The sequence below is a fragment of the Microbulbifer maximicatervae (SeqCode) genome, from assembly GCF_052467325.1.
In genome coordinates, this window is the sequence record NZ_CP174310.1 from 1,652,499 (window position 1) to 1,667,945 (window position 15,447).

The following is a 15,447-nucleotide window of genomic DNA, read 5'->3' on the forward strand; positions in this document are numbered from 1 at the left end:
ATTAAACAGGGAAAACTCTATAAAAAAGCACATGACTAACTTCCGCCAATTTAAGAACCGGAGATACATAAACTTATGCTTAGATACTGAAAAATTTGCTTGCAATCGGGAATGTTTTGTATGAACGGTGCATATTTCAAGCTCAATGGAGCAAATGGCAAGTTTCTTTCATATGAGATTACCTATATCATTCACTGTTGATATTCTGATATATAAAATCGATATTGAATGCAATATAGGCAAGGAACCTTGTTTGAATTTCGCAAAATAAATAAGATCCAAGCATGGATATTTCTTCTAATTTGGCCATGGGTGAATATCTTTATCGTATCTGCTACACTTTATTCACTTGAGTCACTAACCCCCCACCTCTTCCTGTTGGCTACAGCTAAAATATGGGGAACATTCATTTTATGTCACCTTCTTTTCATTTTTATTGAAAATCTTCCCAACAGCCCTCTACGATTATTAAAAGAAAAACACACCTACTTACTTAGACCATTTGTAATCATTTTTCTATTTATAAGCATTGCACCGATCGTAGAACCCCCATTAACTTTCAAAGTACCTGATATTAAAATATTACCATTGGCGATAATGCTACTTGAATCCACAGTTTATATTTTTGCCATATATATATTTCAACAGCAAAGCTTCTTCTATCGCTCGCGGCTTCATGCACAACAGGCAGAGCTACAAATACTTAAAATGCAATCAAATCCTCACTTTCTATTTAACACTCTAAATTTGATTGCATCAGAGGTCATTCAGCACCCATCAAAAGCTAAAGAGCTCATTTACAGCCTTTCCGATTTATTGCGGGACACAATCAACTTAACCAAAACCCAATGGATAACTATTGAGGAAGAACTAAGATTAATCGAGTTATACCTCTTGCTGCAGCAAAAGCGCTTTGAGGATCGATTTACCTTTGATATTGACTGCCCACAAAATTTGAATGGAATGAATATACCTTCATTACTATTAATGCCAGCTGTGGAAAATGCCATAAAGTACGGTATTGCACCCTACGCTAAAAGTGGTCATGTGAGTGTAAATGTGGAACTAAATAATAGCTACATAGAAGTGGAAGTTCAGGATACAGGAGCATGCTTTGATGACAAGAACATCACTTATGGTGAAGGATTACGTATTCTTACTCAAACATTAAGAGTCAATTTCAGTGACAACCACGCCCTTAAGTTAAATTCAAGCGGTGAAGGAGCAACTTTGAAAATTCGCTTCCCACAAGTAAATTCATCCATAACCCCGCAGGTTGGAAATGGCGAAAATGAATACTAAAAAAGTGATTATTGTCGATGATGAACCTGCAGCAAGATCCAATTTAATAGAAGTAATCAACACTTTCGATGAATTGAAAGTTGTGGCGCAAGTAACTGATGGAAAGTCAGCAATAAAGCAGATCATAACCAAAAGCCCTGATATCGTATTCCTTGACATTGAAATGCCAGAGGTGAATGGCTTTGATGTGGCCAATGCAACTCAACATATAAACTATCAACTTGTCTTCCTAACAGCCTATCAGCACTATGCCCTGCGTGCGTTCGACACAAATGCAATTGACTATTTGACAAAGCCTGCTCATCCAGAATTAATAAAGAAAAGCATTTGCAAGATATTACGGCAAGAGATGTATGCCTTAGGGCAACAGACGTCTTCGTCAAGCGGAAACCGATTGGTTTTGAGTGATTACAATCAAATGAAGATATTTGAATATGACCAAATAAACTATATCGACAGTATCGGTCGTTATCGTCGCATCCACCTTACCGAGACAGGAGTTAAATCTCACAATACAAATACCATTATTTCAGATATGACACTTGACAGTTTCAGTGAGCAGCTACCTAAGGAAACTTTTTACCGATTACATCGAAGCTACATCATTAACAGCCATAGAATCCTTGAATTAAAGTTACAGTCACGACGTCATTTTGTCCGGCTTTCCGGAACAGATACACTTATCCCAGTATCTCGCAGTTTTCTATCCATCTTAAAGGAGAGTATTAAAGTCTCAGCTAGCTCTCTAATTGGGTAATAGATGGCTCTAAGTAATCCCGCAAATACAGCTATGAAATTACTCCGAGCCTCCATAATCCCAGAAACCTACATGTTCTTTTTAAGGAAGCTGATGATCGACCCAAAAATAGCTCTATGGTGCTCACTATCCGTAGGACCATGAGCCATATCTGGATATAGTTTTCACTCATAGTCCTTATCAAACTTACTTAACATCATATTCATGCGGTACATATGTTCACCATCAACAGTTTCATCCTTCTCACCATGAATAATAAATACAGGCCTTTGAAGGTTTTGTGCCAGATATACCGGTGAAATATTCTTCAGAGTGCTACTGTTCTTAACAGTATCTCCAACATTCTCCAGAAACCACTTACTTTAAGCCTCAGTTGCACAGGGTGAGTTCAGGTCGAGATTAATACCTGTGACACCGCCACACTGACTGTACAGCGGAACAACTACTGATGCTTGATAGCCTACATTTGTGTATAATATCCGCCATAACTCATTCCGACTGAACAACTTTTCGAAGAAAAAGTATTGCTTCGGTTACTTACCTCCTTTGCTGCTTGAAATATATTCAAGTATTAAGTTGCCGAAAAGCTGAATAATTGTCAGCCAATAACCAAGCCCATCAAAAACTGAACCAATTTCCTTCCGCATGAAAATACAGCTCATCTTCCGCAGACTCACCCGAGAACGCCCTCTGAAAAAATTTGTGTACCTTGGCATTTTTCTTCACCGACGAATTGGCAAAATAGGAATGTGAGCCCTTAACCCAAGGTGCGTTAGTGAAGTTGATATAGTGAGCGTTTCTAGAATTTAAATTCCTCAGAGAGTGCCCAAGTCGTGCAAGTTGTTCATAGCCAGATTTAATTCTTGACACTCCGAGCGCACGATCATTTTCGTTAATAGTGATAAAACAACGTTTCCGAAACGCAATACGGTCAACCCACAAACTATGATCAAAATTATTAGTATCAGCTGCTGCCAATATTACATTGTCAAATATCAACCCACCGCCCTCTGTGATTGTGCTCTTCAGCATTTGCTTATAAAGATAATTCCCCATACTGTGAAATAAAGCATTCACAGTAAAAGGGCACTCCTTCTTCAGCAACTTACTGAAAAGCATTTCCTTTCTCTCAGGATTATCTGGATATTTTTCAGAAGCCGCTTTATAAAGCTCACTTCTCCGTGATTCTGTAATGAGGCGCAAGTACTCATGAAATGTATGCAGCGTACGTTCCAGTGCGCAAGTTGATGCTTTTGCGTCACGTTTATCTGATTTATAACTTATAGTTCCGATTATACCTCCACCATTTGCGGGCCAAGAAAATACTATTACAATCACACCGTATTGTTTTTCTATTTTTTTAGCTCGATCTACAATATCGCCCATATCATTGTTATACCCATGCACAAAAAAAAGTATATGGGATTTTTTCTCACGTGCTTCTTCTGCAATTTCACAAGCAACTTTCAAACTGACATAGTGATTTTCTTTTGCATCAAGGGGCAATTTATATTTATTGATGAGTAGCTTTGCTTCATCCCGAGTTAAATCATCTGCCAAAAACTCTACGTTCCAACCTCTTTTCTTTTTAGTTATTTTCGCTATCCGCAACTCATTAGGACCTTTTTGATTGACGCTTTTACCAAACTGGTTTAAACCCTTCTTTCTCGCAAGCACTTCACGATTGGTGATAACATACATGCTCTGCTCCTTTGTCAAGGTGAATCAGATAGATCTTTATATAATAGCTTGCCTGTACTCCCTTGAGGCTCTCTTGATTATTAATTGATTCAGTCAAAACGCCTTATACATCAAACTTGCTTTTATCAAACTGCTTTTCCGTTCGCACAATTTAACCTTCCGCTTATTCATGGCAGTTGCAGAATAACTTTATCTCGATATAGATGACAGCGTACACTAAAGCTGATACAACCGACAGCCAAGTATTACTTGTATAATATGAGGCACTAATGCTCTATACTTTGCTTATCTTCAATATAGGAGGATGGGTTAATCAAACTGTCTATCTAAGCTGGAAATATCAAATTTTAAAAGACTTACTGTGTACGCCACTTACAGCAAAGATTAACTATTGATGGGTTTTGAACCTGCCATTACCCACGCCGAAGGAAGGGACTTCGACGTCAACAGAAGCGTAACTATTAATTTTCTAGGAACTAAAGAGTATGCTGGAGAAGGCGCTCAAGCTTAACCGGGGAAGAATTAGTACGATTAATTTTATCTGCCCTACAACGCAGACACGTCTCATCAGCCTTAAAGATCTGTGTCCTACTAGAATACTTAGATATTTAATAGGGAATTGTATGACTTTACGACTCAGAGGTTAGAGCCTCATCTCAGGCAGTTTCATAATAGAGGCTGAATAAGCCTATATTTTATTCAACTTTACCAGGATCCATAAAACGGTCTTTGTGTGGCTTCTCGATACCTCACAATCAAAACTGTTTCGACAAACTACCACTAGAGGGCTTCTGAGCTATCCCGACGGGTGAGTTTGTGGACCACCGCTAATTCATTGGCATCCCAAAAACAGCACAAATGACTATCAGGAACACGGCAATCCACAGCCTGGTAATCTGGACCCCGATCGAGATCCCCAAAATCGATTAGGAGTCCGACAAGGCCGCTTAAAACTAGATTAGTCTAGTTTTATTAGCTTACGACGCTCAACCCAAATGTTTCATATAAAACTGTGCACGTGCGATAACATCATTTCCGTAATCATTACCGGTCGTACCGACATCCATACGTTTAATAGTCTGTACATTACTGACGCCCGAATTATAAGCTACGACAGCTCCCTTCAGAACATCTTTATCTTCCCACTCCGGGCGTTTTTCTTGAACTTGACGACGGAAGCGAACAAATATTTCTGTGGCTTGCTCAATATGGTCAATACTATATGGTCCTCCTCGCGGGTTATGGTGTCGATTATCAACCTGCATAACACCCCACCCGTGTCCCTTATCACCGGTGCCATCTTTGTCCAGGACGTTGCCTGCACGGGACTCGCGACTGGCTAAAGCTGCCAGTAGCGCCGGAGGAACATCAAACTTATCCCCACAGGTACGAAACAGCTCACGAAGGTCAAGCACTCTTTCAAGGTCTGTTCGTGCCATTTTATGAGAAGACGCCACTCCAGAGGGTAGGTTATCTTGACGAGCGGTTCTAGCAGAAGCTCCCTTTGTGCTAGCTGCAGCCAGGGCTAAACTCCATCGATTATTTGTGTGCTTTGCAGCGCCATCATGTGTGACTTCACTGCCTGTACAGAGCTTGCTAAGTACGCCGTCTAAAGCTACTAGGGTAACAGCATCAGTTTCACCAGAGGGAGTTAGGCCCTGGTCAGCCTGAAAGTTCTTGATCGCCTCAGCAGTCTTAGGGCCATAAAATCCACGATATTCTTGATTTTCCCCTAGATCAACCTGATATTTGGGATTGATTGGGGTTAGTTGATTCAAAGCATCATGCAGGGCACCACAACCACCCATGTAATCACCGGTAGGCTCAAGGATCAGCTTTCCTGTGACAACCAGCTTTAAGGTCGTGTCATATGAAAGCAACCTGTGATGGAGGCGCATATTGGACGGAAGCTGGTCAGCTTCACTTTCATCTATATCAGGCTCCGGGAGGTCAAAAAGATCTCGCAATGCCGCGTAGTCAATTTGCATGATACGGGCTTTTGGATGATTTCGGAAAATATCAATACTGGTCTCTCGAATCGCGTCGCCATGTATTTTGTTATTACCAGAAGAACAGTGAATTACGCTTGTGGGCTCACCTCCCTTTACTTCAGTAATAATCCCCATGTGCCCTTGCTTTCTGCCATGATCAGGGTACACATACAGGTCACCGGGTTGCGCCTGGGCTGAAGTGACTAAAGCAAATAAATCATCCCCAACTTCTCCTCCCCCTTCCCAGTAACTACTTGTTTGGAGCCACTTGGCGCTACCTGGCGGAAGCTCTCTAGGGACGCCAATCGACCAAGCCACAAAGCCGGAGCAATCACACTCTGCCACTAACGGATTTAGAGGATTTATGCCCCCTTTTCCCAATTTGTATCGGGTCTTTCTTTCAAGGCAACTCCGAGCTCGCTTGAGTGTAGTTTTCTGGCTGGCTGTTTTTAACAGTTCTTTCCAACCACTCAAATAACTTTCTTTATCCTTCTCCTTATCTGCTCCACCTGCAATCTGTATTGCGCGCGCGATGATTTGAGGTATCTGTGAAATACGTCGATCCCCAGGGCATACCTTACCCCCAGCATTACTCCACTTTTCTCCTCCAGAAATTCGCCCACTGTAATCGTAGCCGGACCAATTACCATCGATACCCTGACGGTGGTAAGCGATCCCCCGTGAGCCGGGTTTGCTGTTAGGGCATTCGACGAGCGGAATATCGTGGGTCTTATGCGCCCATACGCAGATCTTTGCGATGGCTTCGATCTGTTGCTCAGTAAACGCCGGAACAGCATGTCCATCATCAACGTTCCAGTCTCCGAAAGCAGGACCATGATCCTCATTTTCGACTGCAATAACTCGGTAGTTGCCACTTCGATTGGCTGCTGATCGGTAGTCAGTGTCACGGGATTGAATAATTGTGCCATCCGCCTTGGTAGAAAAGTGCGCAGCATGTGCAGGCGCAAATCCCACGATTGTATGCAAACAGACAATATCATGGCGAGTCATCGGGACCTTGCCGTATTCGCGCTCCCGAATAGCACCCGGCATGCGTGCCATAATTTACCTCCAAAATATCGCTAAGTAACGAATAGAGCGGCCGCTAAAGCATTGATGGGAATAGAACCAGGCATTAGCGTAATTCGATGCCATGGTGATTTCAGTATCTGCGTGTATCAAACTTCACACTGTTCGCCTACCGGCAATCCAAGTAATGAGTCCATTCCAGTTTCTTATGGGTAGGAACCACACCATATTTAAAAGATAGCGATATAAATCCTATTGTCCAGGCGACAAAACCTCTTTACCAAGCAATTCCCGCTGAAAATCTTAGGCGGAAAAATCAGATAATATAACCCGATATATTTAACTGTGAGCGGCCCACAATTTACTATTTTACAGACAACTATTACCCCGTATTCTTAGATGCGGCTGTAACTAAACAAATGAAATCGGCTCCATGACAGATTTTTTTATTTATCACCAAATCTCTTTAGACAAACTAACTCACATCCTTTCCTTGGCCAAGTCATTAATACATGCAGGATTTGTACAGTTTCTACTTTCACTAGGAGATATCGTTAACATTTTATCGTAGCCCACCTCCTCTCCACCTTTAAGCAACGCAAGTGTACTGCCATCTAAGATACCCGAGGTATTTTTCATACCAAACTCAGATTGAAAAGCTTTAACAGTCCTTTTACCATTGACACTTAACACATATTCACTCTGCGATGGATCATAAACAATAAAATCCTTTAAATTGCCTTCCCTCCCCATTTTTTCTAACGCCAAAAAAAATAGAATTAGGACATTTTGCCTTAATATTTTCTTTGATGTTTCACCCCCTCTTTCAAGTCTGGCTAAAATTTCATTATATTCAAATGCTGCGGGACCAAATTCTTTGTCTTCATATAATTTATTTGCTCTTCTGACTAGCACACTCCTCCCCTCATTTACCGTATTAGAAAACAAATCACCACTCTTGTACTCTTCTGCAAGATCTAATACACAAGGAGATTGAAAGCAAGACCTATCGCTACTACTTTCCTCTAAATCTTTACGCTCACTTTCACTCCACAGAGTGTGGCTATTGAGCTTTCCGGAGATTTTCTTTAGAACATTTTTACCTATCACCCCAATTTTACCAGATAAGTCATTGTCTGCCTTATACTTCTCCACAATATATTCCCCATACTTTGTTAACACTAACCTTTTCTGCTTAGGGTCAAAAATAACGGCTTCCTCCACCTGATCATGGACTCCATATTTTGAGCCAGATACAGCCTTTAGAAACATTATCAAAACATTTTGCCTAGCCCGCAAAGCATTTTCTTCATCTCGATCACCGACTTTCACCGCAAACTCATTATAGGTAAGAGCAGCCTTCCCATATTCTTTATCATTGAAGTATCTATTTGCCCTTATTTTCAGATTTCCAAGGGCCTCTTTAGAGGCAACGACTATAGTTGTTCCCTTTTCCCCTTCACAACTCGCCTCCTCATCTTTATACCTCCGAGGATGTGGATCAACTTTAATCTTTGTGCGAGGTATACACTTCTCTCCCGACAAAGATCCATCATCTCTAGTTGTAAGTTCCACCTCCTCTTTATCACCATCATTTTTCCTTCTAGTTATAGTCACATCACTTTGAACCCCTTCTCGATCAGCGTCTTCAACTTGAATATCATGCTTACCTTTATCCTTACCCAGGGATAAACTTGAAAAGAGTATTAACACTACAAATATTCCCAACAAAAAATAGAACCTAAACTGCATGCCTACCTCACAATACGATCAAATAGCCACCAATTAAAGCCAGAGGAATTAGTTTTCAACCATTGCCTTTTTCATTACCATTTTTAAAAAGCACAAACAAATAGAAAAATACTACAATGACAATGGCAATTAGAAAAAAAATGATTATGCTCCCCTCATGAGTAATTAATCCTGTCTCCCAGTTTGGGGTCCTTAAATATATTGGCCCTGACGACTCCTTAACGGTCAACAACAACTGATACGATGAGCCTTTCTTGTCTTTTGGAGCACTATTTGTTCTCACCTTAACGATATATTTCGCAGTCGGATTTAATGTTACTGTTGCAGACTCCCAGTAATCAACTGTGCAATACGAGACATTCTTTTCATTGAGATTAGTATGTTGGTCTGGCGCTTCCGTCCAGCTCTTAATGTCATACCCCCCTCTAGACTTAATAACAAACTTAACATCTTTAACCCAATTCACTTTAGAAATATTTGTTATTTGAAACTTATGAATAATGTCATCATCTTTGTTAGAGTGCTTCCTTATACCATCAGATTTTGTTTTGTTATCATCACAGAAATCCCAAATCTTCTCTTTAGCGCCATCAGAATCATCGCGACCCTTTTTTTCTGGCCTGCAATCCTCTGTGTAAGTAATATTAGCGCCATAAGAGTCATCGCGACCTTCTTTTTCTGGCCTGCAATCCTCTGTGTACTCTGTGTATGTAATAATCGGTTGATTTAATGTTCTACTTGCAAGATGATTTGCAGCCCAGCCAAATGAAGCTAAGACTATTAAAAACAAAAATGGGGCTTCTTTCTGTCGAATAATCCTAATCATTAATTAAATCTACCGTCAGAATCGATTTAGCTACATCTCCCTTAAATTCAGTTCAGATATCTCAACTCCGGAAACACTATATTTTGGCCAAACATCCTTCACTCATTTAAGTTAAGAATTTATTTCTTTCAACACCTGCCTTCTCGAAAAAAACAACAAATAAATAGACAACACTGAAATCTAAATAATGAAATTTATTGTAGCTAAAAATAAGAAGACAGCCATACTTAAATATATATGATAAGGTTTTTTTCACATAAAAGAATATTCGAAAAAATTCTTAACGTTAACGAATGAATTTCCGAAAATATATAAATGCGGGCACCCCAACCTTATTCTATCCAGAGCTCAACTGGCTCTTTCAAAGCCCTAGAAAACTCTCACAGTGCGGCTACAACTAAAGATCTTAATTGAAAGATTACTGCATCTAAAATCTCAACAAATAAAAATATAAATTTTAAGTGTTAAGCCCAAGCCCCAGCCCCAGCCCCAAACATTCAAGATGCTCTGCAACCTTTGCCCTAGTAGATCCTTCTATTATAGGAGACTTTTAAAACTCACGCTTTCTCAATTTCATTGCTCTACAACCTCCATGAATCAGCGCTATCTCACACAAAATTTAATTTACAGGGTCGCTCTACAGTACATTTCAATACTAGATGACTCTCCATTCACATTCTGAGTCATACCTTTAGAAATAGCATACAGCTCTTGCTTTTTTAATGTACAGAACTATTTTTTTTATGATATCCAATCAAAGAGGAATCGAAAGTACTCTGGGTATAAACTTCAAGTTCAGTTAAGATCAATATGAGTATGGTACAAACGCTTATTGGCAAGTATTAGAATCGTACTATCTACCTCCTTATTAGACCTTAAATCGCCTACAGTCAACCTAAACTTTCAATACCGGAGGCTAGCAATTACTTTTCTACCGGAAAATTCATATACTATAATTTTTCTGCTACTTACCCTTATGTTAATACGTTTGCCTAGCTGCCAACTGTGTACTCTCTATTACACTAGCCACCCTTCATAGATGACAGAACCTTACGATATATCACTACTTCTAACTAAAGGTTCTTTGGCGATTCCTCCGAAGAATCATTTTTTAATTTCCCCCAAAGTCCCATCTACAGCACATATGCAATGGAATAACAAACTATTTTCACAAGTATATTTATATTCCATAAACCCTCAGCCAATCGAGAGTCTATCCCATTAAGCAGACACTCACTTTTTTGATAGGGAAAGTAAAAGTAAGAATTATAACCTCAACAAACCAGTTGAAGACAGGCTCACTTGTAATCCCAAAACTCAATTTCAACTTGGACACATCCATATTCAAGCTAATAAAGGATAAAACTTATCAATTATTGGCTCACCTACCTTCAACCTCCAAGCAGGCTTATCAACTACATACTAAAATAAACGTATGTGTTTAAGTATTTCCATGTATATAAGCTAATATGGTGGGAGCTATGAAGTCAAAAAAGGGCAAAAACCAAGACAATAAGAAAACCTTATGCGCTTTACCTGAAGTGCCAATTAAAAAATTGAGCAAGAAAATTGGCAAACACAGAGAGTCACTCATACGCCTCAATGAGAAGAAATGGACAAACGGAACAGTACTTCACTACTATTTTTTTGAAAATCCAGCTTCATGGCGTGGTGACTCCACCCAAAAGGATGTTGTTCGCAAAGCTTTTTTAGAATGGAAAAACCTGGGGATAGGATTGGATTTCTCTGAAGTTTTTTCGCCTGAAGAGGCAGAAATTCGCATTTCATTTGATTATAATCAAGGCTCATATTCTTATGTTGGAAGAGACAATATAAATATAGAAGAAGCTAAGGACCCCAAATTTAATACCATGAATTTTGGGTGGGATCTTACTGAAACACATGGATATGATACAGCCCTACATGAAATAGGACATGCCCTAGGGTTTTCACACGAACATCAAAACCCAATGTCTGGGATTGTGTGGAACAAGCAAGCCGTTCTTGAGTATTTTTCGGGGGAGCCTAACTATTGGGATGAAGAAGCAATTCATTATAACATTCTTAACAAGCTGTACACACATGAGGTTAGCGGTTCAAAATGGGATAAAGATTCTATTATGCACTATCCTTTTGATCCTGGACTAATATTAAAACCTAACAAGTACCAGAGAAAACCCCTTATCCCTGCTCCAGGTTTGTCACCTACAGATATTAAAGAAGCACTTCGTTTTTACCCGGCTTTAGACTCTAATTTGATAGAGTTGAAGCCTTGGGAATCTCATCGCATTAAAATACTTCCATGCGAACAATCGAACTTTTTAATTAAACCTGAATATAGCCGAGAATATACTATACAGACATTCGGGAATGCCGATACAGCATTAGTTTTATTTGAAAAAACAGGTGATGATTGCATTTATTACAAAGGCGATGATGATAGCGGCACATCACTTAATGCTAAATTAAACGTACGTTTGGTACGTGGTCGCAGCTATGTATTGCGTGTAAGGTTAAATTATATAGAAACATTAGGTGAAGCTGCATTGATGCTAACCTAGCTCGCCATTTATATTTTATTAGTGAGCCTTTCCCTATTCGGCCTTGCATACATATAAGCTAATCCCAGCGAAAGAAAATTAATTTCAACCCATTTTTTGCAGCAGATCCCTACCCATGCTTCATAAAAGTGATAAATAATATGTTAATTAACGCAAAGCAGACCCACCTGAAGAGGAAAAATATCTTATGAGGTATCTCAAGCCTAAAGTCATAAATAACTCATCACGATCCACACTAATAGTCACATTATCAAACACAAGATCTGATCGCTCAATCTAACAGAAGAGCTCGGTAATATCTCTAGGGATGACAAGATAACGTATATATCGAGTGATACTTTCTAGCAATAAATGGGAGCTGCCTCAGGTGACGACATCGATACCTTTCTGAAAAAAATCTGCAAGCATTCAGCCACAAGTATAACAGATTTACATTATATAAATTGTATCTAAGTTCTGTAATAGTTGCAGGTCAATACTTCATACATTTCGCCATTCGTTTGCCACCAAACTTCTGCGTGCTGGTACTGATATACGCAATATCCAGGAACTACTCGGCCACAACGATATCAGTACAACCATGATTTACACCCATGTTATAGGCGTACATGAGCGCGGTGTTACCAGCCCTCTTGACTAATTTCGGCCCCCGGCAGCTATGCCTTTGGGTGGTAGCTGGCTTTAGGCCAAGCCTTGTTGATTTCATCCACCTAAAATTTCACCTTAAAGAGTTCCCAGGTAATGCCAATAATGTCAGATCTGCGATAATTATATTGTTAATTACTACCACTCGCCCCAGCTTCCAGCTGCTCCTGTACCTTATCCAAATTAAAAGACCCAGGTACCTGGCTGGGTGGATATTCTTTCATAGTTTGCAAAAATTTTGCTGCAAGTTGCTGCATGGGAACCAAGACAAAAGCCCTGTCTATAAACCAATCGTTATAGGTATTCGAATTGTGTTGGGCTTTTTCAAAAGGATCTTGCCTCAAATTGAACAATAGTGGCACTCGCAATTCAGTAAAGGGCTCTCGCCAGACTTCAAAACCCCGCCCGCGATTTTCCAGGAAAATAGCTTTCCAGGGTTCGTAGCGCATAGCTACAATTTGACCGTCATCATTTACGTAGATAAATTCTTTTCTTGGTGAAAGTTTTGCTTTGCCGGTGAAGTAATCCATCATGTTGTAGCCATCAACATAATTTCTGTACTCGCGCCCATTGAGCTCGACCCCGTCCTTGAGCTGTTCCTTGATATTCGGATTCCCCCCGGCCGCAGCGAGGGTCGGCAGCCAGTCTTCATGGGAGACAATACCTGTCAGCGTAGTGCCCGCTGGAAATTTGCCCGGCCAGCGCACGAAAGCTGGTACCCTATAAGCTCCTTCCCAATTGGAATTTTTCTCACTGCGAAATGGCGTAGTTGCAGCATCTGGCCAGGTATTGAAGTGGGGGCCGTTGTCTGTGGAATAAAACACGATGGTATTGTCGGTGATATCCAGGCGATCGAGTACACTTAGCAGCTTTCCTACCAGGATGTCATGCTCAACCATGCCATCCATATACTCATTGCTGTTGGGGCCCGCAAGGTTTGTGTGCTCCTCTCTGACATGGGTGCGAAAGTGCATCCGGGTGGCATTCCACCAGACAAAGAATGGGGTCTTAGCCGCGTGTGCACGTTCGATAAAGTCGATAGCTGCCGCTAGGGTTTCATCATCGATGGTTTCCATCCGTTTCTTGGTAAGGGGGCCGGTATCTTCGATTGGTCCGCCGGCCTTGGCCTTAATCACTCCTCTGGGGCCAAACTTCTTGCGGAATTCAGGGTCTTTGGGATAGTCCCGGTTCTCAGGCTCTTCCTCCGCATTCAAGTGATAGAGATTGCCAAAAAATTCATCAAAACCATGGTTGATGGGCAGGTGTTCGTCCCTATCCCCTTGGTGGTTTTTACCAAACTGGCCGGTGGCATAACCCAGGCTTTTCATTACTGTGGCGATAGTGGCATCACTCTTCTGCCAACCCTCTTTGGCACCTGGAAGCCCCACCTTAGTCATGCCGGTGCGCACTGGGACATTACCCGCTAAAAACGCCGCGCGGCCTGCTGTGCACGATTGCTGGCCGTAGTAGTCGGTAAAAGAGAGCCCTTCTACCGCCAGCCGATCAATGTTGGGCGTGGTGTAGCCCATCATGCCGCGACTGTTGAAGCTGATATTCCAGATGCCAATATCATCTCCCCAGATCACCAAAATATTGGGTTTGGTCTGCGCGAAGAGGCTACCAGGGGAAAGGAATACAGCAGCCAGTACAACCAAAAGGAACTGTCGGAGACGGGATTGGGAGATCAGGAGCATTACACACCTCAATATTGGCAGGCTCAATACACCGCTTTAAGACTAGTCCTGGTAGGCGGGAACTTGAGGAATCACCGGCCCCTGGCTTGATTGATCCTTCTCTTCTGGCGGAAACACCGTCCGCCAATCCTTCGCCATATCTACCACTAACCAGCTATTTGCCTTAGCGGCTTGTAGCGCTTTGTCCAGGCGCCCCTCTGAGGAGTTCTTATCGTATGCCCATTCTCTTTTGGCATCGGTATGGTGAATCAGCATGGCAAAACGCGACCCCTTGGCGGCGGTGGTCCATTCCAGCATTTGTAAATCACCATCGGAATTGCCTGCGGCAAAAACCGGCCTCCGGCCAATCACGTCATTGATTGCGATAGGCTTCCCCTGTTTATCAGTGAGGAAGGCCAGTTCATCTAATTTCACGATATAGGGGTGACCACCCCCATTTTCATAGCGGGACTTTAGGCGACTGCCGATAACCTGCTCTGGGGGGATTCCATATAACTCCTGGGAAAACACTCGAATAAAATCAGTGCCGCCCCCCGAAACAATGTAGGTTTTAAAACCATTTGCTCTTAAGTATTCCAGCAACTCCAGCATGGGCTGGAACACCATCGCACTGTAGTGCTTGCCAGTTTCCGGGTTCTTAGCGCTCCTGAGCCATTGGGCAACAGAGCGCTGGAAGGCATCCGTACTCAATCCCGCATGAGTCGCAGTAAGCATTACTTCCAAACCTTCCCTGCCTTGCCCCAGCAGGTTTGATAAATCGCCCTTTAGGATCGAAGCGAAGGGCTCTTGGGTTTTCCACTCTGGGTGTTGGGGCGCTAGCCTTTTAACTTCATCGGCGGCATAGAGCAGCTGGAAATACACGGGCTTCTCGGACCAGAGGGTGCCATCATTATCAAATACCGCGATACGTTCACCGACAGGTATAAAGTCGGCGCTGTCCTTTCGGGTAACCTTGTCAACAAAGTCCACAATTTGGGCTTTAACGCCATCTTGCCAGGATGGCAAGGGAGAACTGAGTGCCGGTAAGCTGATTGCCAAAACCAGCAATAGACACCCTCGGCTCAGGGCAACCCTAAATTTCCAATCCAGCATTCTGGCCCTCTCACAAAATGACATTTACGGCACATGAACTAATCTTTTGGCCTAGGGGGCCTCTGAATAACTCCCTAAGATAAGAACTCATCACAAT

General features: G+C 41.7%; 9 protein-coding genes and 1 pseudogene. 4 read left to right on the forward strand and 6 right to left on the reverse strand.

Translation table 11 applies throughout. From position 1 onward, the window contains the following. Window positions 1-249 precede the first annotated feature (249 nt). Entirely contained in the window at window positions 250-1,302 is a 1,053-nt protein-coding gene (locus tag ACJJIE_RS07510; RefSeq protein WP_444894144.1) for a sensor histidine kinase, read from the forward strand. Beyond that, window positions 1,292-2,059, forward strand: a complete 768-nt coding sequence (locus tag ACJJIE_RS07515; RefSeq protein WP_444894145.1) for a LytR/AlgR family response regulator transcription factor — start codon at window positions 1,292-1,294, stop codon at window positions 2,057-2,059. Before ACJJIE_RS07510 ends, ACJJIE_RS07515 begins: the two co-directional genes overlap by 11 nt. A 618-nt stretch (window positions 2,060-2,677) precedes the next feature. Here the strand turns inward: ACJJIE_RS07515 and ACJJIE_RS07520 are convergent. From ACJJIE_RS07520 to ACJJIE_RS07535, 4 genes are all read right to left on the reverse strand, one after another. Next, a complete protein-coding gene (locus tag ACJJIE_RS07520) occupies window positions 2,678-3,760 on the reverse strand; it encodes an alpha/beta hydrolase (RefSeq protein ID WP_444894146.1) in 1,083 nt (360 codons plus the stop codon). Between the two features lie 986 nt (window positions 3,761-4,746). Then, complete coding sequence (locus ACJJIE_RS07525) at window positions 4,747-6,813, reverse strand: peptidoglycan-binding protein (protein ID WP_282933188.1); 2,067 nt, start codon at window positions 6,811-6,813, stop codon at window positions 4,747-4,749. Between the two features lie 447 nt (window positions 6,814-7,260). Continuing rightward, complete coding sequence (locus tag ACJJIE_RS07530) at window positions 7,261-8,532, reverse strand: hypothetical protein (RefSeq protein ID WP_444894147.1); 1,272 nt, start codon at window positions 8,530-8,532, stop codon at window positions 7,261-7,263. Window positions 8,533-8,587: 55 nt separating this feature from the next. After that, complete coding sequence (locus ACJJIE_RS07535) at window positions 8,588-9,358, reverse strand: hypothetical protein (RefSeq protein ID WP_444894148.1); 771 nt, start codon at window positions 9,356-9,358, stop codon at window positions 8,588-8,590. Between the two features lie 1,481 nt (window positions 9,359-10,839). On the opposite strand from ACJJIE_RS07535, the gene ACJJIE_RS07540 reads away from it, so the two are divergent. Next, window positions 10,840-11,919: a M12 family metallopeptidase gene (locus ACJJIE_RS07540; protein ID WP_282933192.1), complete on the forward strand. Its 1,080-nt coding sequence runs from the start codon at window positions 10,840-10,842 to the stop codon at window positions 11,917-11,919. Window positions 11,920-12,400: 481 nt separating this feature from the next. Next, a pseudogene (locus tag ACJJIE_RS07545) lies at window positions 12,401-12,559 on the forward strand (tyrosine-type recombinase/integrase); the annotation flags it as partial. Window positions 12,560-12,695: 136 nt separating this feature from the next. On the opposite strand, the gene ACJJIE_RS07550 reads toward ACJJIE_RS07545, so the two are convergent. Together ACJJIE_RS07550 and ACJJIE_RS07555 are read right to left on the reverse strand one after the other, a co-directional pair. After that, window positions 12,696-14,258 (reverse strand): arylsulfatase, encoded by a 1,563-nt coding sequence (locus ACJJIE_RS07550; protein WP_444894149.1) that lies wholly within the window; start codon window positions 14,256-14,258, stop codon window positions 12,696-12,698. A 42-nt stretch (window positions 14,259-14,300) separates the two neighbouring features. Continuing rightward, complete coding sequence (locus ACJJIE_RS07555; RefSeq protein WP_444894150.1) at window positions 14,301-15,350, reverse strand: HAD family hydrolase; 1,050 nt, start codon at window positions 15,348-15,350, stop codon at window positions 14,301-14,303. Between the last annotated feature and the right edge of the window lie 97 nt (window positions 15,351-15,447).